We start from the raw sequence: 21644 nt of genomic DNA, 5'->3' as shown, positions 1-21644 counted from the left end.
AGCCGCGCCGCTACGGCTCGACGGTGATCGAGGCGATCTGGGTGCCGGAGTGCTCCAGCTCGGCCTCGAAGATGCCCTCGATGTTCGCCTTCACGGCGAATCTGGCCGGCTGGCCCGGGGCGACGTCCTCGGCGACGTCGTAGCCGTGCAGGTGGACTTCCTCCGGCGCGTCGGAGTCGACGACGAAGCGGATCGTGTCGCCCTTGTGGAAGACCAGCTCCTTGACGCCGCCGACCGGCTGCAGGTCTCTGACGACGATCCGCGGGACGGCCGGCGCGGCCGGTCTCGCCGGCGCCGTCGCGCCGTCCGGGGCGACCACGCCTCTCGCGGTTCTGACGGTCGCGGCCGGGTCGGCCGGCGCCTGCGCGGCGGGTGCCGTCACGGACGGCTCGGGCGCGATCTGGTCGTCGCTGCTGTCCTCGCTCGCCTTCGCCACGACGAAGCCGAGCGCGCAGACGACGACGAGGCCGACGATCGCGATCAGGCGCTGGTTGGAGCTCATCAGTCGGGAGCGCCGGCGGCGGCGATCGCACGCAGACCGGCGCGCTCCGCCTGCTCGAGGTGCTCGGCCGTCAGCGCCGCCGCGCGCTCGCCGTCGCCGGCCTCGATCGACTCCACCACGGCGCGCAGCTCCGCGGCCGCCGTCGCGGCGCGCCCCGGCTGCGACAGGGACGACGCGCGCAGCACGCGCACGCGCGCCTGCACGCCCGCCAGCAGCGCGTGGAACGATCTGTTGCCGGCGCCCTGCAGCAGCACCTCGTAGAACTCGTCGTTGGCCCGCAGCACGGCGCGCACGTCGTCGGAGCCCTCCTCAGCGACGCGCTCCATCTCCTCGACGGCGCCGCGCAGCGCGGCGACCTGCATCGCGCTCGCGTTTCTGACGAAGCGCGTCACCGCCGCCGCCTCCAGCACGAGCCGCACGTCGTACAGCTCGGCGGCCTCCTCGGGCGAGGGGACGACGACGATCGCGCCCTTCTGCGGGATCGTCGTGACGAGCCCTTCGGCCGCGAGCTGGCGCAGCACCTCGCGGATCGTCGTGCGCGAGACGCCGATCTGCTCGATCAGCTCGCGCTCGATCAGACGCTGCCCGGGCTTCAGGCGGAAGTCGAGGATCGCCTCTCGCAGCACGTCGACGACCTGCTCCCGCAGCGGCGCGGCGACGCGACCGACACGCAGCGAGTCACCGCCTGGAGTGGAGAGATCTGCGAGTCCGGCCATCCATCTCAGGGTATCGGATGCCCGTCATACAACCAATTCCGCACCGGACCCGACAGAATGCGTCGGGAAGGAAGCCGACGTGACCGCCGACGACAGCCACGACCCCCGCCTGCAGCCGCTCGCCCCGTCCGCGTTCCGCGATGTGATCGGCCACTTCGCCAGCGGCGTGACCGTCATCACCACCAGCCTCGAGGGCACGCTGCACGGCACGACCGCAAGCGCCGTCAGCTCGCTGTCGCTGGAGCCGCCGATGCTGCTGATCGCGATGAACAGAGAGTCGGTGACCGGCCAGGCGGTGCTCGACTCCGGCGCCTTCGCCGTCAACATCCTCGGCGAGGGCGACGACGAGCTGGCGCGTCGCTTCGCCGCCAAGGGCGGCGACAAGTTCGCCGGCGTCGACGTGACGCTCGGCGACCACGGCCAGCCGCTGCTCGTCGACGCGCTCGCCCAGCTCGTCTGCAGAGTGAGACAGCAGGTCGAGGTCGCCACGCACGTCGTCTTCCTCGCCGAGGTGCACGAGGCGACGGCCCGCCCGGGCGCTCCGCTGGCCTACTACCGCGGCAAGTTCGGCAGACTCGCCTTCGACGACTGATGCGGCGCGCCTGGTGTTCCCCGCTGCGGTCGGGTACAACCCATGCAGGGCCCGCGCGGGGACGGCAGTCGCCGCCTCGACCGGGCAAGGCGTCCGAGGGTGGAAACGACATGAGCATACGAGACTCCCAGCACACGATCCGCACGCTGCCGATCGCCGAGCTCGACGAGCTGGCGCCGCTGTGGGGAGCGCTGCAGGACCACTACGCGGCGATCACGCCGCTGCTGGGCAACGCGCTCGCGCGAAACCCGGAGTCGTCGTGGCGCAACCGCCGCGAGAAGTACGCGCGGTGGCTGACCGACCCCAACGCCTTCGTGCTGATCGCCGAGGACGCCGGCGGCCCGATCGGCTACGCCTTCGTCACCGTCGGCCCCGGCTACGCGTCGTGGTGCACCGGCGACCAGATGGCGACGCTGCAGTCGCTGTCGGTGCTGCCTGACCTGCGCGGCAGCGGCATCGGCTCGGAGCTGCTCGACGCGGTCGAGGAGGAGCTGCGCAAGCGCGGCGTCGGCGACCTCGAGATCACCACGGCCGCGACCAACGCGGACGCCGAGCGGCTCTACGAGCGGCGCGGCTACACGAGAGGGTTCGTCGTCTACGTCGGCTCGATCGACGAGCCGGTCGTCGGCGACTGACGACCGGACAGTCGTCCACGCGCCGAACCGCGCGCGGTCATTCCGTCCACTCCGCCGAGGTGCGCAAACGTCTTTCCTGGCACCTCGGCGGCTCAATCGACTATTTCACGGTTACAAATCCGTAGGAATGGTGACCTGGGCTTTGCGTGCCGGCGGTCGCATCGGCAAGATCGCCCCATGGCACGACTCACCTTTCCGGAAATCGGCTCGGCGCACTCCCTCGGCGTCGAGCTGGAGCAGCAGCGCCTCGCGCACCGCGCGGCGAGGATTCGTCGCACGCTGGCCGCGATGCGCCAGCTCGCCGCATCGAAGCGGGACGAGGTTCCCGCCCCGCTTCGTCTCGGCATGAGCGACTTCGACCGCGAGCTGACCCGCGTCGAGCAGAGGCTGCGCGAGCTGTCGCGCGAGCCGCTGCTCTGACGCCTACGACCCTCTACTCCGCCTCGACCGCCGAGCGCGGAAGCAGCAGCAACGGACCCTCCGCCTCACGCACCAGACGCGAGCTGACGGAGCCGAGCAGGACCCGCTTGAGCGGGCCGTAGCCGCGCGAGCCGGCGACCAGCAGGTCGACCGTCTTGCTCGCCTCGGCCAGCTCGCGGGCCGGCTCGCCCTCGCGCTCGACGAGGTCGACGTCGGCGGCGCCGGCGACCGTCTCGCCAGCCTCCCTCAGCTCCAGCGCGACCAGCTCGCGGACGGCGTCGACGTACTTCTCGTAGCCGTAGGCGATCGTCGTCGGGGTGCGCAGGTCGACGACGGAGATCGGCACGACCTGGGCGCCGGCCGCCTGCGCCAGCGCGATCGCGCGACCGAGCGCGTGCTTGGACTCCGGCGAGCCGTCGTAGGCGACGCCGACGCGGCGCAGCGTGCGCTCGGACTCCTCGCGCTTGGCGTAGTCGACCGGCGCGACGGCGACGGGAACCGGCGCGCCGTGCAGCACCTGCTCGGTCGCGCTGCCGGCCCAGACGCGCCCGAGCGCGCCACGGTGGCTGGTGCCGACGACGATCGCTTCCGCCTCCAGCTCCTCGGCGAGGCGGTGCAGCCCGGACGCGGCCGAGCTGGCGCGAACGGCCCGGAAGGCCTCGGCCGGCAGCTCCGGCGCCTGCGCGCGGGCGCGCTCCAGCTCCTGCTCGGCCTCGTAGCGCAGGCGGCCCTGGTAGTCGCTCTCGGTCCCGTGCGAGTCCTTCTGTATGACGGCCTTGTAGACGATCGCGACGACCAGCTCGGTGTCGCCGCCCTCCGCCGCCGCGAGCGCACGCCCGAGCGCGAGCGCGTCCTCGCCGTGTGAGGAGCCGTCGAAGCCGATCAGGATGCGTCCCATGGTGTCCTTCCGCCGTCGTTCAGGTTCGGGGCCGTGCCCTGGACCGTATCGAGCGGCGCGCGATCGCTCATCCGCGCGCCGCCCGCGAGCGGCTCCGTGGGAACTACGCGCTCAGCGGCGCCCCTTCGAGACGAAGACGGTGACGGTCTTCTTGTACGCGAGCTTCTTGCCCGCCTTCTGCGAGAGCTTCACGACGCGCCCCTTGCGGATCTTCGTCGAGCGGACCTGCTTCGACGCGGCCTTGCAGCCCTTCTGCACCAGCGCCTTCTTCGCGGCGGCGAACGTGACGCCGGCCTTCAGCTTCGGCACGACGCAGCGCTTGCCCGTCGGCTTCGACTCTCTTCTCGCTCTTCTCTCGTCGACCGGCGGCGGCACGACCGCCGGCCGGTTGACCGTCTCGCAGTCGGGCGCGACGGTGTCGTTCGCGTCGGCGGTGACGGTGTCGGTGCCGGGGCCGCAGACGACGCTGTCGACTTCGCCGTCGCGCACGTCGATCGTGTCGTTGCCCGCGCCGGTGCGGCAGACGAGGAAGTTGCAGGCGCCGCTGCCGGCGTCGGCGTTGATCGAGTCGCGGCCGGGGCCGCCGCTGATCGTGTCATTGCCGAAGCCGGCCTCGATCGTGTCGTCGCCGCCGCGGCCCTCGATCACGTCGTCGTAGTCGTAGGAGATCAGCGAGTCGGCGGCGTCGCTGCCGACCAGCTTCGAGGGGCCGGGTCCAGTCTGGAAGACTCTGAAGGCGACCGCGCCGGCGCCCGCCGACAGGCTCGCCGGCTGGTTGACCTGGATCGACTCGACGCCGACGACGTTGTCGCCCTCGCCGGCGAGGCCGTCGTTGGCGACACCGTCGAGCGAGACGGCGATCGGCGCGTTCTGGTGGTCGTTGACCCAGTCGTTGACGATCGCGTCGTGCCCGGCGCCGCCGTCGATCACGTCGGCGAACGGCTTGAGGCCGTCGCCGAGCAGGCTGTCGTCGCCGTCGCCGCCCTGCAGCGTGTCGTTGCCCCAGCCGCCGGCGAGGTTGTCGTTGCCGGGACCGCCGTCGAGCGTGTCATTGCCGACGCCGCCGCTGAGTCTGTCGGTGCCGTCGCCGCCCCGGAACGTGACGGCGAGGCCGTCGAGCGGCGCCGACAGCTCGTCGTCGCCGGGGCCGCCGTCGGCGGTGAACTGCTGCGCGGCGGGCAGGCCGCTGGAGAAGGAGACTCTGTCGGCGCCGTCGCCGGTCTCGATCCGGACCGGCCCGGCGAAGACGCAGCGGGCGACGTCCTCGCCGTCCCACTCGGCGCGGTAGCAGGGCGCGCCGAACGAGATCGCGGCGTTGTCGAGGAAGCGCAGCTCGCCGGGATCGTCGGTGCTGACGATCACGCGGTTGGTCTCGCCGGGAGCGGCGCGGTAGACGAGCGTGTCGCCCTCGAGCGAGAGCTGGGCGGCCGGAGCGCTCGCGGCGGCCGCGAGCGAGGCGGCGCAGCCGAGCGCGAGCGCGGTGCGGAAGGCGGAGAAGGGCATGCTGGCAGCGTGGCCGGCGCCCTCCTCCGCGACATGGGGGGAAGTTCCCGACAGCTTCCCCGCGGTCCGCACGGCGACCGGGACGCACGCGTGCGCGCCCCAGCCGCCTGCAGCCGCTACCGCTTCGCGGCGGCGCGCACCTTCACGAGCTTGAAGGCGCTCGCACCGGCTCTCGTCGTCGCCGTCGCCGGCGCGCTGACGCGCAGGCGGTAGGCGGCGGCCGGCTTCAGTCGCAGCGTCGCCGTCGCGCGGCCGTTGGCCGCCACTCTGACGCGCGCGACCGTCACGACGCGCCCGCCGACGCGGCGCTGGATCGCGACCCGCTTGCCGGCCAGCGCCTTCGGCGCGACGACCGACACTCTCACCACGACGCGGCTGCCGCTGCGTCTCGCCGTCACCGACGTGCGCAGCGTGATCCGCTTCTTCGCGGCCGGCTTCGGCGCCGGCGGCGGACCGCCGTTCGTCGACGGCGCAGGCGCGGGCGGCTGCGTGACCGGCGCCGGCGCCTTCTCGATCACGATCGGCGTCGGCTCGCTCCCGGCGACGTATCTGAGCGGCGGCAGCTTCGTCGGCGTGACCTGGCCCTTCATCCGCTGCTCGAGCGCGTAGGCGAAGCCGACGACCTTGGCGTCGTCCCACGCGCGGCCCTGAATCTGCATCGAGACCGGGAAGCCGTGGTCGTTGACGCCGACCGGCACGATCACCTCGGGGGCGCCGAAGTTCGACGCCGGGGCGGTCGAGAAGGCGCCGCCGAGCGCGCCGGAGTCGTTGTCGTGGAAGTCCGACGTGTTGTTGGGGTAGATGACGGCATCGACGCCGGCCGCGTCCATCCAGGCGGCCAGCAGGCGCTTGGACTCGGTGCGGTCGGCGCGCGTGGCGGTCACCTGCTGCGGCGTCATCGGCACGCCGGTGTATCTCGTGCTGCGGTTGTACGGCAGCTTGCGCTGCGAGGTCTGGATCTCGGCCGGCGTTCTGTACGGCGACTCGGGATGCTCGGCGATCCAGCGGTACCAGCCTTCGGCCTGCAGCGAGCCGCCCGGTCTGCTGCTGAACGGATCCGGCTGTCTCGGCATCTCGACCAGCTCGGCGCCGAGCGCTCTGACCTGCTCGAGCGCCGCTCTGGAGACGACGAGCGAGCCAGGCGTGCCGTAGGTGGGCGCCACGAACTCTCTGGCGAGGTAGCCGATCCGTCTCCCGGCGAGCGCGTTCGGGTCGAGCACGCTGGTCCAGTCGGCGGGACGGTGTCTGTCGGCGTCGACGGTCGCCTCGTCGGCGGGGTCGGTCCCGGTCGTGACGTTGAGGATCGTCGCCAGATCGGTGACCGAGCGCGCGAGCGGGCCGGCGTAGTCCTGCATCCAGGTCAGCGGCATCGCGCCGCTGACGCTCGACATGCCGTCGGTGCCGCGCAGCGCGACGAGGCTGCTGGCGCCCGATGGCGCGTTCAGCGAGACGCCCGTCTGGCTGCCCATCGAGAAGGCGGCGAAGCTGGCCGCGACCGCGACGCCGGAGCCGCCGGAGGAGCCCTGCGAGGTCGAGGAGAGCTTGATCGCGTTCCAGACCTGGCCCCACGGCGACTCGCTGTGGCGACCGGAGTTGGCGAACTCGGACATGTTCGCCTTGCCGAGGATGATCGCGCCGGCCGCACGCAGGCGCGCGATCTGGAAGGCGTCCTTGACCGGGCGGAAGCCCTCGAAGACGAGCGACCCGTTCGTCGTCGGCATGTCCTTCGTGTCATAGAGGTCCTTGACGGCGACCGGGATCCCGAGCAACGGGCCGGCTCTGCCGTTGGCGCGCGCGAGGTCGGCGGCGCGCGCCTGGTCCATCGCGTCCTCGGCGACGTGGATGAAGGAGTGCAGGCCGAGCTGGCCGGTGTCGTAGGCGGCGATGCGGTCGAGGTAGGCGCGCACGATCTGCTGCGAGGTCGTGCGACCGGCCGTCATGTCGGCCTGCAGCTCGGTCAGCGTCTTGTTGACGACGTCGTAGGGCGAGGAGGTGACCGGCTCCGGCGCGCTTCTGAACGGCTCCGGCTGCGGCGCCTGGCGCGCGGCGCAGGTCGCCGGCAACGCCGGGTCGAGCGCGGCGAGGTCCCAGTTGGCCAGCTCGCACCGCTCGCCGACCGAAAGGCCGTCGAAGTCGGGCGCCGCGGCGAGCGCGACGGCGCGCACGCGGACGGCCTCGATCTCGCTGCCGGGCGCCGGCACCGGCCCGCTGGTCGGCAGCTCGGTTCTGCCGACGATCACGAAGTGCGCCAGCGATCTCGTCTCGCCCGGCTGGATCGTGATGCGGCGCAGGAAGCCGTAGAAGTTGGCCTCCATTCCGGCGCCGACCTCGAGCGGGTTGGCGAACGGGTTGCGGAAGAAGTTGGCCGTCCGCTGCAGCGAGCCGAGCAGGCCGGTGCCGGCGGTGCCGAGGACGGTCGCGGAGGGGCCGTTCTGGGTCGGGCCGCCGGTCGCCGTTCTGGCCGCCGCGGTCGGCGTCGCGACCTCGACCCAGCTGTCGGGGAGCTGATCGCCGTGTCGCCGTTGGCGCTGTTGACGACCTCGCTCTGGTTCTCTCTGTTGTTCTGCCCGAGGATGCCGCCGAAGGTCACCTCGACCGTCTTGGGCATGTTCGTGCGGTTGGTGAAGCGGTCGACGAAGCGGGTGCTGTTGCCGGTCGCGTCAAGTCTCAATTCGCGTGCGACGTCGATCCCGGAGAGGTTCACGGGCGTCGTCGTCGCAAAGGTGTCGATCCCGTCGAAGCGCAGTCCGAAGCCGCGCATCAGCTCGCCGTCCATCCGCGCCGGCGGGGCACCTGAGACGCTGATGCGGAGACCGCCGTAGCCGAGCAGCGAGGCGCTCGTGACGCTGCGGATCGAACCGGTGTCGAGGCCGGGCATCGCGCCGTCGTTGACCTCCCAGCGCTCGCCGTTGGCGGTCGTGACGAAGTTGACTGCTCCTGCGGCGGGCGCGAGCACGGCACCCGCGCCGACGCTCGCGGCGAGCGCCGCGGCGAGGGCGAGCACGCGGCGTCGCGGCCGCTCACTGCATGGGGATCTCATGCCGTCCGATTCTGAGAACGAGATGTGAACAGCGGTATCGCCACCCGTACAGGGCAGTCACGGTGACGATTGGACAGGCAATGTCACGGAGCGACGAGACCCCGCTTTGCGGAGGAGTCGTCGCGGCGGCGACGAAAGGCGCCTGCGGGAGATTCACTCGACGGAAAGGTCAGGGCCGTGGCAATGAAACGTGCGCTCGCGGAGGCGCTCGGCACCTTCGTGCTCGTCTTCGGCGGTGTCGGCGCCGCAGTGATCGCCGGCGACAGAATCGGCTTCCTCGGTGTCGCCTTCGCGTTCGGCCTCTCGCTGCTGGCGATGGCCTACGCGGTCGGCCCCGTCTCGGGCTGCCACATCAACCCGGCGGTGACGCTCGGGCTGCTGGCGCGCGGCAAGATCGAGCTGAGCGAGGCGGCGCGGTACTGGATCGCGCAGATCGCCGGCGCGATCGTCGCGGCCGCGCTGCTGCTGGTGATCGTGAAGGGCAAGGCCGGCGGCTACGACGCCGGCGAGGCCGGCTTCGGCGCCAACGGCTACGGCGACCACTCGCCCGGCGGCTACCCGTGGGGCTCGGCCTTCGCGATCGAGGTCGTGCTGACCGGCTTCCTCGTCTTCACCGTGCTGGCGGCGACCGACCGGATCGCCAGCGTCGCCTTCGCCGGCATCCCGATCGGCCTCGTGCTGGTGCTGATCCACCTCGTCGGGATCCCGGTCGACAACACCTCGGTCAACCCGGCCCGCTCGATCGGCCCGGCGCTGTTCGTCGGCGGCTGGGCGCTGGAGCAGCTGTGGCTGTTCATCGTCGCGCCGCTGGTCGGCGCGCTGCTGGCGGCCGGGCTGCACGCGCTGCTGTTCAGCAGCGAGGTCGCGGTCGCGCCGGAGGAGTCGGCGGTCGCCGCTGGCTGACACGTCCCGCGCGTTCAGCCGAGCGCCGGCTGAACGCGCGCCGCGCGGCGGGGCGGGCTCGTGGGGAGCCCGCCCGCGTCGCGTCGTCCTGCGGGGCGTCCTACGACGGGACGGTCGCGCAGATCGCGTAGCCGTTGATCTGCCAGGCGGGCGCGGGGGCCGGATCGGCGGTCGCGGTCAGCTGCCAGGTGTTGCCGAGGGGGATGCCGCCGGTGATCACGCCATTGGTGCCGCCGGTCACCTGACCGCCGCCACCGAGCACGACCTTGCCGGGAGGGCAGACGACGGCGAAGGTCTGCGATGCGCCGGTCGCGGCCGTCGAGGCGGCGTTGACGATCTGGTAGCCGCTGACGCCGTTGGCGCCGGCGGGGCCTCGCGGGCCGGTCCCACCGGTCGAGCCTCTGTTGCCGGTCGCCCCTCTGGCGCCGGTCGCGCCGCGCGGACCAGTCGCCCCGCGCGGACCGGTCGGGCCGACGGCGCCGTTGGTGAGGATCAGTCTCTGCGTCGGCGTCGAGAGACGGTCGAGCGTCAGCGTGCCCTTGCGCACGTCCTTGCGCGTGATCGATCCGTTCTTGATGTCGTTGCCGGTGATCAGCCGTGCGGCCTGTGCCGGCAGCCCGGTCACGAGCAGCACGACGATGCCGGTCAAAGTCGCTGCGAGCACTGCGGTGCGCTTCATCCTGCCCCCAAGATGTCGATTGGCGTGGTCGAGATTCCAACACACCGCTCGCCTGGGAGTCGCGGCGCGCCGTGACGGCACGCCGCGAAGCGCTGTCTAGGAGACGCGCTCGACGACGACGGCGATCCCCTGGCCGACGCCGATGCACATCGTCGCGAGGCCGAAGGTGACGTCGTCGCGGCGCTGCAGCTCGTGCACCATCGTCGTCAGCAGGCGGGCGCCGGAGCAGCCGAGCGGGTGGCCGAGCGCGATCGCGCCGCCGTTGACGTTGAGCCGCTCGTCCTCGGCGTCGATGCCCCACTCCGCCAGCACCGCCAGGGCCTGCGCGGCGAACGCCTCGTTGAGCTCGATCAGGCCGACGTCGGCGAGGCCGATCCCGGCCCGCTCCAGCGCCTTCTCGCTCGCCGGCACCGGGCCGATCCCCATCACGCGCGGCGGCACGCCGGCGGTCGCGATCGAGCGGATCTTCGCCAGCGGCGCGAGGCCGTGCTCGCGCGCGTAGGCGGGGCTGACGAGCACGACGGCGGCGGCGCCGTCGTTGAGCGAGCTGGAGTTGCCGGCGGTGACCGTCCCGCCCTCCTTCACGAACGCCGGCTTGAGCGCCGCGAGCCGCTCCAGCGACGTGTCGGCGCGCGGGCCCTCGTCGGCGTCGACGATGCGCTCGCCCTTGCGCTCCTTGACCGTCACCGGCACCAGCTCGCGCGCGAAGCGGTCGGCCTCCTGAGCGGCGAGCGCCTTCTGGTGGCTGTGCAGCGCGAAGCGGTCCTGCGCCTCGCGCGTGACCACGTCCGGCCGCTCGGCGACGAGGTTCTCGGCCGTCTGACCGAGCGAGTCGGTGTGGCCCAGCGCCTCCATCCTCGGGTTGACGAAGCGCCAGCCGAGGCCGGTGTCGTACATCGTGTTGGGGCCGGTGGCGAAGCCCTTCGCGGGCTTGGCGACGGCCCACGGCGCGCGGCTCATCGACTCGACGCCGCCGGCGACGAACGCCTCGCCGTCGCCGACCATCAGCGCCCGCGCGGCGTAGGAGATCGCGTCGAGGCCGGAGCCGCAGAGGCGGTTGAGCGTCGTGCCGCCGACCGTCTCGGGCAGGCCGGCCAGCAGCGCCGCCATCCGCGCGACGTCGCGGTTGTCCTCGCCGGACTGGTTGGCGCAGCCGAGCACGACGTCCTCGATCGTCTCCGCCGGGATCCCGGAGCGCTCGACCGCGGTGCCGACGGCGAGCGCGGCGAGGTCGTCGGGGCGCACGGCGGAGAGCGCTCCGCCGAGCCGGCCGATCGGCGTGCGGACCGCCTCGACGATCCAGGCCTCGTTCAGCTCGCTCATCGCACCGCCTCCTGACTCAGCTGCGGCGCGAGGTCGAAGCGCGCGCCCGTGTTCTGCTCGATCCACTCGATGCTGCTGCCCTCTGCCACGTCGATCAGCGTCAGACCGTCGTCGCCGACCGCGAACGTCGCGTGCTCGGTGACGATCAGGTCGACCGGGCGGTCGGCCGTCAGCGGGAAGCTCGCCTCCTGCACGATCTTCGGCGTGCCGTCCTTGGCGACGTGCGTCGTCGCGACGATCACGCGGCGGGCGCCGACGAGCAGGTCCATCGCGCCGCCGACGCCGAGGATCGGCTTGCCGGGGATCGACCAGTTGGCGATCCGGCCCTTGCCGTCGAGCTGCAGCGCGCCGAGGATCGCGACGTCGACGTGGCCGCCGCGGATCATCCCGAACGAGGCCGAGCTGGAGAAGTAGGAGGCGCCGGCCAGCTCGCTGACGGGCAGCTTGCCGGCGTTGACGAGGTTGGGGTCGACGTCGGCCTCGGCCGGCGTCGGCCCGACGCCGAGCATCCCGTTCTCGGTCTGCAGCACGACGTCGACGCCGTCGGGCAGGTGGTCGGCGACGAGCGTCGGGATCCCGATCCCGAGGTTGACGATCTCGCCATCCTCGATGTGGCGCGCGACGCGCTGGGCGATCACGGTCGAGACGGAGGCGCTCACGGCTTGGCTCCTTCGCTGCGCACGAGCGCGTCGACGAACAGGTGCGGGGTCGCGATCTCGTTCGGGTCGAGCTGGCCGACCTCGACGATCTCGTCGACCTCGGCGATCACGGTTCTCGCCGCGGTCGCCATGTCGGGGTTGAAGTTGCGCGCGGTGCGGGCGTAGACGAGGTTGCCGGCGCGGTCGGCCTTGGCGGCGCGGATCAGCGCGACGTCGGCCTTCAGCGGCAGCTGGAAGAGGTATTGGAGGCCGTCGATCTCGCGCTGCTCCTTGCCCTCGGCCAGCAGCGTGCCGGCGCCGGTGCGGACGTAGAAGCCGCCGATCCCGGCGCCGCCGGCGCGTATCGCCTCGGCAAGCGTTCCCTGCGGCAGCAGCTCGACCTCGATCTCGCCTCTGAGGTGGGCCTCGACGACCTCGCGGTTGGAGGTGAAGTAGGAGCCGACCGCCTTCCTGACGCGTCTGGTCGGCAGCAGCTTGCCGAGGCCGCGACCGGGCTCGCCGAGGTTGTTGGAGATGACCGTGAGGTCGCCGGCGTCGGATGCGTCCAGCAGCGCGGCGATCAGCGTCAGCGGCGCACCGACGAGGCCGAAGCCGCCGACCATCACGGTGTCGCCGGGCTGGACCTTCGCGAGCGCCTCCGCGGGGGTGAGGAGATCGACCATGGCGCTCAGCTTCGCGCGCGCGCTCCTATCTGTCCAATACTCGTTCGGCCGCCCTTGCATACTCCAGAGGTATGGATGTCGAACTGCGCCACCTGCGCTACTTCGTCGCGGTCGCCGAGGAGCTGAGCTTCACGCGCGCCGCCGAGCGGCTGCACATCGCGCAGCCGCCGCTGTCGACGCAGATCCGCGCGCTCGAGCGCGAGCTGGGGGTCGATCTGTTCGACCGCTCGCGCCGCGCGATCGCGTTGACCGACGCCGGCGAGGTGCTGCTCGGCGAGGCGCGGCGGCTGCTCGTGCAGGTCCAGCAGGCGCTCGCCGCGACGACGCGCGCCGGCACCGGCGAGGTCGGCCGCCTGACGGTCGGCTTCGTGCCGTCCGCGTCGGTCGGCGCGCTGCCGTCGCGGCTGAAGGCGTTCCGCGCCCGCCATCCAGGGGTCGAGCTGTTCCTGCGCGAGCTGCCGCCCGACGAGCTGGTCGCCGCGCTGCGGACCGGCGCGCTCGACCTCTGCATCCTCTACCTGCCGTTCTCCGACCCCGGGCTGGAGGTGCTTACGGTCGCGCGCGAGCCGCTCGTCGCGGCGCTGCCGGCCGAGCACCCGCTGGCGGCTGACGGCACGCCGCTGCCGGTGGCGGCGCTGCGCGACGAGCCGTTCGTCGTGCCCGCGCGCCACCACATGCCGGGGTTGAACGCGCGCGTGATGGAGACCTGTCGCCGCGCCGGCTTCGAGCCGCGCGCCGTGCAGGACGACGTCTGGCTGCTGCAGACGACGCTCGGCCTCGTCGCCGCCGGCATCGGCGTCGCGCTCGTGCCGGCGTCGCTGGAGAAGCTCGGCCGCGCCGGCGTCGCCTTCCGCCCGCTGCGCGACCCGGGGCCGGACGTCGAGCTGGGCGCGCTGTGGCGCGCCGAGGACAGCTCGGCCGCGCTGCGCAACTTCGTCGCGGTGCTGCGGGAGGGGTGAGCGGGAGCGCGGCGCGGCGGCGCGGGGGTTGCGGCGCGGCGCGGCGGCGCGGGGCCGCGGCTGCCTTCACCCCCCGTGCGCGGCGAGCAGTCTTCCCAGCAGCGCGTCGAAGGTGGCGCGCTCTCTCGCCGTCAGCGCGGCGAAGAAGTCGTCGCGCGCCTCCAGCTCCGCAGCGCGCACGAGCAGGGCGCGGCCGGCGTCGGTGATCGAGACGGCGTGGGCGCGACGGTCCGCAGGGTCGGGCGCGCGGCGGGCGAGGTCGTGCGACTCCAGCTCGTTGAGCAGCGCCACGAGCGTCGCTCTGTCGATCCGCGTCTGCTCGCTCAGGCGCGCTTGCCGCAACGGCCCCTCGGTCGCGAGCGCGACGAGCACGATCAGCGCCGGCTTGCCGATTCCCAGCTCCCCGTAGAGCTCCGTCCAGCGACCCGCGGCGACGCGCATCAGGCGGTCGATCACGAAGCCGGTCGGGAGCTGGAAGCCGTCAGGCAGAGCCATGCGATCCCATCATCGTTTGCGATCCTAACGTTTGTAATGCTAACGTTTGCTACATGAACGATTCCAGCGTAGTCGAGCGGACGGTCGTCGTGACGGGCGCGACCTCGGGGCTGGGGCGCGCCGCGGCGGCGCAGCTCGTGCGCGAGCCGGGCGTGACGGTCGTCGTCGCGGCGCGGGATGCGGCGCGCGGGGAACGGGCGGCGGCCGAGCTGACGCGAGCCGCGGCCGCGCGCGCGAGCGGACGCGCGATCCCTCTTCCGCTCGACCTCGCCTCGCTTGACTCGGTCCGCGCCTTCCCGGCCGCGCTCGACGGCGCGCGGCTGCCGCCGCTGCACGCGCTCGTCGCCAACGCCGGCATCCAGTACACCGACCGCCGCCACACGACCGCCGACGGCTTCGAGGCGACCTTCGCCACCAACCATCTCGGCCACTTCCTGCTGATCCGGCTGCTGCTCGACCGGCTCGCCGTCGACGGCCGGGTCGTGCTCGTCTCCAGCCGCACGCACAAGCCGCAGCGACTGCGCAACGGCGGCTTCCCACCGCCGCGCTGGGCCGACGCGCGCACGCTCGCGACCCCCGGCGAAGGGAGCGGCCAGGTCGCCTACTCGACCTCCAAGCTCGCCAACGCGATGACGGCGCTGGAGCTGACTCGCCGGATCGAGACGCTGCGCCCGGGCGCCCACATCGCCGTCCACGCCCTCGACCCCGGCCTGATGCCTGTGACCGGGCTCGCGCGCGATTACCCGCCGCTGGCGCAGCGCCTCTACCTGCGCGCCGCGCCGCTGCTGTCCGCGCTGATCCCCGGCGCGACGACCGCCGAGCGCTCCGGCGCGCAGCTCGCGCGGATGACGCTCGACCCATCCTTTGCCGCGCCACCGCAAGGCCCGCGCAACGGCCGCTACGTCGAGCTGACGCGCGACGGCGAGCCGTCGGCGCAGGCGCGTGACCCGCGCCTCGCCGCCGAGCTGTGGCGCGACTCCGAGGCGCTGGTGGGGCTGGCCTAGAACCCGTTCTCCGCCAGCCGCTCGAACAGGCGGGCGGTGAAGCGGACGTGGTCGAGGTAGTCGACGACGGCGCCGTGCTCGTCGGGGCCGTGCATGTTGCCGTCGGGGCGGAGCGTGCCGGCGGGTGAGACGACCGGCGCGCCGAGCGTGTCGAGCACGATCCGGCCGGGTCCGGCGCCGATCAGCACCGGGTAGACGACCGGCTCGCCGAAGACGTCGGCGGCGGCGTCGATCGTCGCGCGCGCGAAGGGCGTGTCGAGCGGCGAGGCGGCCGGCAGGATCGCGCGGCCGGCGGTCACCTCGACGTCGCCGAAGCCGTGCGCGGCGAGGTGGGTCTCGATCGCCTCCAGCACGTGCGCGGGATCCTGGTCCGGGACGAGGCTGAAGCGCAGCGTCACGCTCGCCTCGGCCGGCACCGAGCCGACACCGTCGGCGCCGACGACGAACCGCCCGACCGACAGCGACGGCGCGAAGATCAGCCGCTGGCGCAGCTCCTCGTCGGAGACGCCGCGCCAGAACGGCGACGCGTCGACGTCGTCGCGCGCGACCGCGTCGCGCGGCAGGGGGATCTGCGCCGCGGTCTCGACCTGGATCGGCGTCGGCAGCATGATCCCGTCGAGGAAGCCGTCGATCGTGATCGTGCCGGCGCCGTCGGTCATCGAGGAGACCGCGCGCATCAGCTCCAGCGGCGCGGACCGCACGATCGACGCGAACGCCGTGTGCTGGTCGGCCTTCAGCAGCCGCAGGTCGAGCCTGACCTCGAGGTTGCCGCGGCAGCCGAAGCCGATCCCGGGGCGGCCGTCGGCGTCGCGCAGGAACGACTCCCACAGGCAGGCGTCGGCGTGCAGGTCGGCGGCGTTGCCGGCGAGCGCCTCGGCGAGGCCGGGGCTGCCGATCTCCTCGGCCGGGTCGGAGATGTAGATCACCGTGTACGGCGGCGGCGCGCCGTCGAGCGTCGCGACCCACGCCTCCAGCGCGTGCAGCCGCGCGACGACGTCGGCCTTGTCGTCACAGGCGCCGCGCGCCCACATCTTGCCGTCGCGCAGCTCGGCCGCGAAGGCCGGCGTCGTCCACGCCGCCGGGTCGCCGGGCGGCTGCACGTCGTAGTGCGTGTAGAGCAGCAGGCGACCGTCGCCGCTGCCGTTCAGCGTCGACGCGAGCAGCGGCCCGTAGCCGGGGATCTCGATCCGCCGCACGTTGTCGAACAGCGGCTCCAGCCGCGCCTCGATCCATCTCGCCGCCTGCTCGATCGCCTCCAGCTCGCCGGAGACCGACGGGATCCGGCAGATCGCCCGCCACTCCTCGACGAAGCGGTCCGCCTCGCGCGCGACGAAGGCGTCGGTCTGCTCGCTCATGCCGTCGCGACGCCGCGCGTGATCGTGGTCGGGATCAGCTCGTACGGGTAGTCGGTCAGCAGCTCCGAGCCGGTCTCGGTCACGAGCACGAGGTCCTCCAGCCGCACGCCGCCGAAGCCCTGGCGGTAGCAGCCGGGCTCGACCGCGATCACGTCGCCGGGGACGAGCACGTCGTCGTTCTGGTCGAGGTGGGGCGCCTCGTGGATCTCCAGTCCGACGCCGTGGCCGAGCGAGTGGAAGAAGCCCTCGTTCAACACCTCGCCGGGCTTCTTCGTCAGGCGCGTCGGCTGTCCGGCGGCGGCGATCGGCTCGCACGAGATGCGGTGCAGCTCGCGCACCGGCAGGCCCGGTCTGATCGCGGCCAGGACGGCGTCGATCGACTCCTTCACGATGCGGTAGTAGAGCTGCAGCTCGTCGTTGACCTCGCCGCGGACGAACGTGCGCGTGATGTCGGTGTAACAGCCGGACTCGGGGTCGCGCGGGCAGAGGTCGACGGTGACCGGCTCGCCCTCCATCACCTGGCCGGAGCCGGAGTGGTGGCCGACGCAGGTCTGGTAGCCGTGCGCGACGATCACGTCGTCGCCGCCGCAGCCGTTGCGGATGAAGGCGAGCGCGACGCCCTCCTTCAGCCGCTCGCAGGTGAGCGGCGCGCCGTCGAGCAACAGGCCGCCGTCGCTGTCGACGGTCGCGTCGTGCAGCGCGGTCGCGACCGACGCGACGGCCGCCTCGGCCGCCGTCTGAGCGCGCTTGATGCCGGCCAGCTGCGGCGCGCTCTTGGCGCGGCGACGCGTCTTGAAGAGGCTCGCGTCGACGGTCAGCTCGATGCCGCCGGCGCGCAGGTGGTCGGCCAGCTCGACGGGGAACGCGGGCGGCACGACCGCCTGCGAGATCCCCAGTCTCTTGCAGGCGCGCAGCGCGATCTCCAGCGTCGCCTGCTCGCCGCTGAGGCCGGAGGCGACCAGCTCGTCGAGGCCGAACTCCTCCTGCGGCAGCGCGGTCATGTTCGGCAGCTCCGACATCCGCGCGACCTCCAGCGAGCGCAGCACCGTGTAGCGCTTGCCGCCGTGCTCGACGTAGAGGAAGGGGTCGTGGACGGAGTGCGGGACCTCGTTCCGCATCTCGGCGGTGTGGGTCGTGTCCGCGAACATCAGGACCGTGGGGCTGCTGGAGGTCATCGCTCGTCCTTCATCGTCGCACGCAATCTGGGCCTAAATACTGCACGAATCGTCCACGATAGTGGAGACGTTCGATAACGTGGAGGGATGCACACGGTCAGAAGCGGCAGTCCCTTCGAGACGTTGGCCTCCTACTCGCGCGCCGCGCGCGCAGGTGACATCGTCGCGGTCAGCGGCACCGCCGCGCTCGACGCGAGAGGTGTCGCGCTCTTCCCCGGCGACGCCGCCGCGCAGACGCGTGCGGCGCTGGAGACCGCGCTCGAAGCCGCCGCCGCGCTCGGCGCCGCGCGCGAGGACGTGATCCGCACCCGCATCTACCTGCTCGCCGGGACCGAGTGGCGCGGCTCCGTCGAGGTCCACGGTGAGATCTTCCGCGGCGTCGACCCGGCCAACACGACGCTCCACGTCGCCGAGCTGATCCCGCAGGACTGCCTCGTCGAGGTCGAGCTGGACGCCGTCGCGTCGGGGCCGGTCAAGGCATGACGCGAGGAGGAGCCTCCGGCGAGTCCTCGCAGTTGAAAGCGAGCCCTCTGGGCGCGGCTTTCGACTACGACGTCGAAGCCGTGCGTTCGCGCTTCGCCTCGCTGCGCGGTGGCGAGGCGATCTTCTTCGACACGCCCGGCGGCGCTCAGGTGCCCGACGAGGTCCGCGCCGCCGTCGACGGCGCGATGCGCGACGCCGCCGGCAACCTCGGCGGCGCCTTCCCGACCAGCCGCCGCGTCGCGGCGATCGTCGAGGAGGCGCACGACGCCGCCGGCCGCTTCCTCGGCTGCGATCCCGAGGAGACGATCTTCGGGCAGAACATGACCTCGCTCAACTTCACGCTCTCGCGCGCCTTCGCGCGCGAGCTGCGCGAGGGCGACGAGATCCTCGTGCTGCAGTCCGACCACGACGCCTCGGTCTCGCCGTGGATCGAGGTCGCCCACGACGTCGGCGCCGTCGTGCGGACCGTGCCGGTCGACCCGGTCACGTTCGCGCTCGATGAGGCGGCGCTGACCGCCGCGATCGGCGAGCGCACGCGCGTCGTCGCCTTCTCGATCGCGTCGAACTCGGTCGGCAACGTGATCGACGCGAAGCGTGTCGCGTCGCTCGCGCACGCTGCCGGCGCGCTCTCGTGGATCGACGCGACCCACTACGCCGCGCACCTGCCGGTCGACGTGCGCGCGATCGACTGCGACCTGCTCGTCTGCTCCCCCTACAAGTTCTGCGGCCCCCACCTCGGGCTCGCCTACGGCCGCCGCTCGCTCCTGCAGGGGTGGCGCCCGTACAAGGTCCGCCCCGCGCCGACCGACCCGATCGGCCGCAGCTTCGAGACGGGCACGATGCCCTACGAGCAGCTCGCCGGCTTCACCGCCGCCGTCGCCTACTGGACGTCGGTCGACGCCGCCGGCGCCGGCCACGCCCACGCGCGCCAGCTCGGCGAGCGCTTCCTCGCCGGCCTGCCCGCGGGAGCCGAGCTGATCGGCCCGCCGACGAGCGCCGGCCGCGTCCCGACCTTCCTGCTCAGATTCGCCGGCCGCGACGCCGCCGAGGTCTCCGACGAGCTGGTCGCGCGCGGCTTCAACGTCACCGCCAGCGAGCACTTCTACTGCCTCGGCCTGCGCGAGACGATCGGCGGCAAGGCGCTCCGCGTCGGGATCTTCCACTACAACACCGCCGCCGAGGTAGACGCCCTGCTCGCGGCGCTGTGTGAGCTGACGTAACCCTTCCCCCACCCCCCTCCCCGCTCAAGAGGCGGGCGCGGCTCTTGTCCCCAGCCGCGCCCGTCTCGGGGAGAGCGCATTGCGCCGCGCTATGCTCAACGCATGGCACAGCTCGTCACACGCGTCCCCAATGAGATCGCCGAGGCGATCGACGATCTCGTCAGAGCGAGAGTGTTCGCGTCGCGCTCTGACGCGGTGCGTGCGGGACTCGAGACGGTCATCGAGCGCGAGCGCCGGGCCGCGGTCGGCCAGGCGATCGTCGAGGGCTACCGACGAATCCCACAGGACAGAGACGACCTCCGGTGGCCTGACGCGGCGACCGCCGCGATGATCGCCGAAGAGCCGTGGTGAGCACGCCTCGCCAAGGCGAGGTGTGGTGGGCGCAGGCAGAGGACAAGCGCCGGCCGGTGCTCGTCGTGACGCGCGACGTAGCGGTCCCCGTGCTCAACCGGGTGGTCGTCGCGCCGGTGACGAGAACGGTGCGAGCGATCCCGACCGAGGTCCCGCTTGGAGCGGCTGAGGGCCTGCCCGTCGACTGCGCGGCATCGTTCGACAACCTCCAGCCGATCTCACGCACCCTCCTGTTCGATCGCATCGGATCGCTCGGCGACGAGCGGCGCCGCGAGATCTGCCGCGCGCTCGACGCGCTCGCCGACTGCTGAGGGTCAACCGCCCGTCTCGGGGAGGCAGTACGCTCGCGCGCACCGTGGACGCCGACACAGCGCGACTCGACGAGCTCGGCTACCCGCAGGAGCTCGGGCGGGACCTGCGCATCCTCGACAACGTCGCGCTCGGCTTCGCGACGATCTCGCCGGTCGTCGGGCTCTACGCGGTCGTGCTCGTCGGCCTGATGGTCGCCGGCCCGGCGTGGATATGGGTGCTGCCGGTCGCGCTCGCGGGCCAGTGCCTGCTGCTCGCCGTCTACGCCGAGCTGGCGGCTGAGTTCCCGGTCGCCGGCGGCGCCTACCAGTGGAGCCGCCGCCTGCTCGGACCGGCCTACGGCTGGTTCACCGGTTGGGTCTCGATCTGCGCCTACGCCGTCGCCAACACGACGATCGCCTACCTGTCGGCGCCGTGGGCGCTGAGCCTGCTCGGGATCGACGCGACGCCGCCGCGGCTCGTGCTCGCGGCGATGGTCGTCGTCGTGCTCTGCGCGCTCGCCGGCGCCGGCGGGATCGGCGTCCTGACGCGCGCGGTCAAGAGCGGGATCGCGGCCGAGGCGATCGCCTCGCTGGGGGTCGGCGTCGCGCTGCTGCTCGCCTTCCGCGAGCAGGAGTTCGCGCTGCTGACCGACACGCTCGGTGCGCAGACGGCCTCCGGCGGCTCGGTCCTCGCGGGGCTGCTGGCGGCGCTGGCGGTCGGCGGCTGGGTCTTCATCGGCTTCGACGCCTGCATCGGCGCGGCGGAGGAGACGAAGAGCGCCGCGCGCCACCTCCCGCGCGCGATCTGGATCGCGCTGCTGAGCGTCGGCGCGCTCGTGATCCTCAACGCGGTCGCGGTCACGCTCGCCCACCCCGACCCCGCGGCCGTCGTCGCGGGCAACGACCTCGACCCCGTCACGACCGCGGTCGTCAGCTCCTTCGGCGGCTGGTCGAGCAAGCCGTTCGCGGCGCTGGTGCTGGTCGCCTTCCTCGCCTGCGGGATGGCGGCGCAGGCGCTCACCGCGCGCACGATCTACTCGGTCGCACGCGACGGCGTGCTGCCCGGCTCGCGCTTCCTGCGCACCGTCGGCCGGCGCCGCACGCCGCTGGGCGCGAGCGTCGCAACCGCTGTCATCGCCTGCCTCGGGCTGCTGCTCGGGCTGAGCACCGCCGCGGTCGGGAGCCTGATCGCGTTCGGGACCGCGGCGGTCTACGTCGCCTTCCTGCTGATCGCGCTCGCCGCCCTGATCGCGCGGCTGCGCGGCAGCTGGCGGCCGGCCGGCCACATCCAGCTCGGCCGTGCCGGGGTCGTGCTGAACGCGCTCGCCGTCCTCTGGCTCGCGTTCGAGACGGTCAACATCGCGTGGCCGCGCGCGTCGCTGGCGCCGGCCGGCGCGCCCGTCTACCAGGTGTGGGCGGCGCCGCTCGTGCTCACGCTGATCGCCGTCACCGGTCTCGCCTACCTCGTGCTCGCCAAGCCGCACCGGCGGGTGCCGGAGCGCTAGGGGCGCCGCGCCGCCTCGACCTGCCGCGCGACGTCGACGCGCGAGGAGACGCCGAGCTTGCGGAAGACGCTGCGCAGGTGCGTCTCGATCGTCTTCTCGCTGAGGAACAGCTTCGCCGCGATCGCGGCGTTGGTGTGGCGGTCGGTCACCAGCTCGCTGATCTCGCGCTCGCGCGGAGTCAGCGCGGCCAGCCCGTCGTCGGCGCCGCTGGCGGGGCCGCGCGGCTCGACGCGCGCGCCGAGCCGGCGCAGCTCGCGGCGGGCGGCGTCGCGCAG

At 72.8% G+C, this 21644-nt stretch carries 25 protein-coding genes; 11 read left to right on the top strand and 14 right to left on the bottom strand.

The window, feature by feature from the left end; genetic code table 11:
* Window positions 1–10: 10 nt before the first annotated feature.
* Window positions 11–502, bottom strand: a complete 492-nt coding sequence (locus tag R7226_RS20790) for a hypothetical protein (RefSeq protein ID WP_318599247.1) — start codon at window positions 500–502, stop codon at window positions 11–13.
* Window positions 502–1218, bottom strand: a complete 717-nt coding sequence (locus R7226_RS20785) for a GntR family transcriptional regulator (protein WP_318599228.1) — start codon at window positions 1216–1218, stop codon at window positions 502–504. The genes R7226_RS20790 and R7226_RS20785 overlap by 1 nt, the downstream gene beginning before the upstream one ends.
* Window positions 1219–1297: 79 nt before the next feature.
* On the opposite strand from R7226_RS20785, the gene R7226_RS20780 reads away from it, so the two are divergent.
* From R7226_RS20780 to R7226_RS20770, 3 genes are all read left to right on the top strand, one after another.
* Window positions 1298–1810 carry a flavin reductase family protein gene (locus R7226_RS20780; protein ID WP_318599227.1) on the top strand — a complete coding sequence of 171 codons (513 nt, stop codon included), beginning with the start codon at window positions 1298–1300 and terminating at the stop codon, window positions 1808–1810.
* A gap of 110 nt (window positions 1811–1920) precedes the next feature.
* Complete coding sequence (locus R7226_RS20775) at window positions 1921–2445, top strand: GNAT family N-acetyltransferase (protein WP_318599226.1); 525 nt, start codon at window positions 1921–1923, stop codon at window positions 2443–2445.
* A 177-nt stretch (window positions 2446–2622) separates the two neighbouring features.
* Window positions 2623–2865, top strand: a complete 243-nt coding sequence (locus tag R7226_RS20770) for a hypothetical protein (protein WP_318599225.1) — start codon at window positions 2623–2625, stop codon at window positions 2863–2865.
* A 13-nt stretch (window positions 2866–2878) separates the two neighbouring features.
* Here R7226_RS20770 and R7226_RS20765 read toward each other — a convergent pair whose 3' ends face one another.
* The 4 genes from R7226_RS20765 to R7226_RS20750 form a co-directional block, all read right to left on the bottom strand.
* The gene (locus R7226_RS20765; RefSeq protein ID WP_318599224.1) at window positions 2879–3763 is read right to left on the bottom strand and encodes a universal stress protein; all 885 of its coding nucleotides are present in this window, start codon (window positions 3761–3763) and stop codon (window positions 2879–2881) included.
* A 111-nt stretch (window positions 3764–3874) separates the two neighbouring features.
* Window positions 3875–5266 carry a PASTA domain-containing protein gene (locus R7226_RS20760; RefSeq protein WP_318599223.1) on the bottom strand — a complete coding sequence of 464 codons (1392 nt, stop codon included), beginning with the start codon at window positions 5264–5266 and terminating at the stop codon, window positions 3875–3877.
* Between the two features lie 116 nt (window positions 5267–5382).
* Window positions 5383–7581, bottom strand: coding sequence for an amidase family protein (locus R7226_RS20755; RefSeq protein WP_318599222.1), 2199 nt, complete (start codon window positions 7579–7581; stop codon window positions 5383–5385).
* Complete coding sequence (locus R7226_RS20750) at window positions 7503–8306, bottom strand: hypothetical protein (protein WP_318599221.1); 804 nt, start codon at window positions 8304–8306, stop codon at window positions 7503–7505. The genes R7226_RS20755 and R7226_RS20750 overlap by 79 nt, the downstream gene beginning before the upstream one ends.
* Before the next feature lie 183 nt (window positions 8307–8489).
* Here R7226_RS20750 and aqpZ point away from each other — a divergent pair, with 183 nt between their 5' ends.
* Complete coding sequence (aqpZ, locus tag R7226_RS20745; protein WP_318599245.1) at window positions 8490–9209, top strand: aquaporin Z; 720 nt, start codon at window positions 8490–8492, stop codon at window positions 9207–9209.
* 100 nt (window positions 9210–9309) lie between these two features.
* Here aqpZ and R7226_RS20740 read toward each other — a convergent pair whose 3' ends face one another.
* The 4 genes from R7226_RS20740 to R7226_RS20725 form a co-directional block, all read right to left on the bottom strand.
* Window positions 9310–9888 carry a collagen-like triple helix repeat-containing protein gene (locus tag R7226_RS20740; protein WP_318599220.1) on the bottom strand — a complete coding sequence of 193 codons (579 nt, stop codon included), beginning with the start codon at window positions 9886–9888 and terminating at the stop codon, window positions 9310–9312.
* Between the two features lie 96 nt (window positions 9889–9984).
* Window positions 9985–11202, bottom strand: a complete 1218-nt coding sequence (locus R7226_RS20735) for a thiolase family protein (protein WP_404827883.1) — start codon at window positions 11200–11202, stop codon at window positions 9985–9987.
* A 5-nt stretch (window positions 11203–11207) separates the two neighbouring features.
* Complete coding sequence (locus R7226_RS20730) at window positions 11208–11870, bottom strand: 3-oxoacid CoA-transferase subunit B (protein ID WP_318599218.1); 663 nt, start codon at window positions 11868–11870, stop codon at window positions 11208–11210.
* Window positions 11867–12532, bottom strand: coding sequence for a CoA transferase subunit A (locus R7226_RS20725; protein WP_318599217.1), 666 nt, complete (start codon window positions 12530–12532; stop codon window positions 11867–11869). Before R7226_RS20725 ends, R7226_RS20730 begins: the two co-directional genes overlap by 4 nt.
* Before the next feature lie 71 nt (window positions 12533–12603).
* Here R7226_RS20725 and R7226_RS20720 point away from each other — a divergent pair, with 71 nt between their 5' ends.
* Window positions 12604–13491 (top strand): LysR substrate-binding domain-containing protein, encoded by an 888-nt coding sequence (locus tag R7226_RS20720; RefSeq protein WP_318599216.1) that lies wholly within the window; start codon window positions 12604–12606, stop codon window positions 13489–13491.
* A gap of 66 nt (window positions 13492–13557) precedes the next feature.
* Here R7226_RS20720 and R7226_RS20715 read toward each other — a convergent pair whose 3' ends face one another.
* Window positions 13558–13986, bottom strand: a complete 429-nt coding sequence (locus R7226_RS20715) for a MarR family winged helix-turn-helix transcriptional regulator (RefSeq protein ID WP_318599215.1) — start codon at window positions 13984–13986, stop codon at window positions 13558–13560.
* A 53-nt stretch (window positions 13987–14039) separates the two neighbouring features.
* Between R7226_RS20715 and R7226_RS20710 the strand changes: the two genes are divergently transcribed.
* Window positions 14040–14990, top strand: coding sequence for an SDR family NAD(P)-dependent oxidoreductase (locus R7226_RS20710; protein ID WP_318599214.1), 951 nt, complete (start codon window positions 14040–14042; stop codon window positions 14988–14990).
* Here R7226_RS20710 and R7226_RS20705 read toward each other — a convergent pair.
* Window positions 14987–16345, bottom strand: a complete 1359-nt coding sequence (locus R7226_RS20705; RefSeq protein WP_318599213.1) for a M20/M25/M40 family metallo-hydrolase — start codon at window positions 16343–16345, stop codon at window positions 14987–14989. The two genes, R7226_RS20710 and R7226_RS20705, sit on opposite strands and share 4 nt — an antisense overlap.
* Window positions 16342–17520, bottom strand: coding sequence for a M24 family metallopeptidase (locus R7226_RS20700; protein WP_318599212.1), 1179 nt, complete (start codon window positions 17518–17520; stop codon window positions 16342–16344). Before R7226_RS20700 ends, R7226_RS20705 begins: the two co-directional genes overlap by 4 nt.
* Window positions 17521–17607: 87 nt before the next feature.
* Between R7226_RS20700 and R7226_RS20695 the strand changes: the two genes are divergently transcribed.
* The 5 genes from R7226_RS20695 to R7226_RS20675 all read left to right on the top strand — a co-directional run bounded on the left by R7226_RS20695 (window position 17608) and on the right by R7226_RS20675 (window position 21369).
* Window positions 17608–18003: a Rid family hydrolase gene (locus R7226_RS20695; protein ID WP_318599211.1), complete on the top strand. Its 396-nt coding sequence runs from the start codon at window positions 17608–17610 to the stop codon at window positions 18001–18003.
* Window positions 18004–18083: 80 nt separating this feature from the next.
* Complete coding sequence (locus R7226_RS20690; RefSeq protein WP_318599210.1) at window positions 18084–19223, top strand: aminotransferase class V-fold PLP-dependent enzyme; 1140 nt, start codon at window positions 18084–18086, stop codon at window positions 19221–19223.
* Between the two features lie 102 nt (window positions 19224–19325).
* A complete protein-coding gene (locus tag R7226_RS20685; RefSeq protein WP_318599209.1) occupies window positions 19326–19574 on the top strand; it encodes a ribbon-helix-helix domain-containing protein in 249 nt (82 codons plus the stop codon).
* Complete coding sequence (locus R7226_RS20680; RefSeq protein WP_318599208.1) at window positions 19571–19885, top strand: type II toxin-antitoxin system PemK/MazF family toxin; 315 nt, start codon at window positions 19571–19573, stop codon at window positions 19883–19885. The genes R7226_RS20685 and R7226_RS20680 overlap by 4 nt, the downstream gene beginning before the upstream one ends.
* Before the next feature lie 44 nt (window positions 19886–19929).
* A complete protein-coding gene (locus tag R7226_RS20675; protein WP_318599207.1) occupies window positions 19930–21369 on the top strand; it encodes an amino acid permease in 1440 nt (479 codons plus the stop codon).
* Here the strand turns inward: R7226_RS20675 and R7226_RS20670 are convergent.
* A partial coding sequence (locus tag R7226_RS20670) for a helix-turn-helix domain-containing protein (protein WP_318599206.1) occupies window positions 21366–21644 on the bottom strand: 279 nt, incomplete at its 5' end. The genes R7226_RS20675 and R7226_RS20670 overlap by 4 nt on opposite strands.

Origin of the sequence: Conexibacter stalactiti, from assembly GCF_033542075.1 — a bacterium.
Taxonomy (GTDB): Bacteria; Actinomycetota; Thermoleophilia; order Solirubrobacterales; family Solirubrobacteraceae; genus Conexibacter; species Conexibacter stalactiti.
This window is presented reverse-complemented; position numbering and strand designations above follow the sequence as displayed.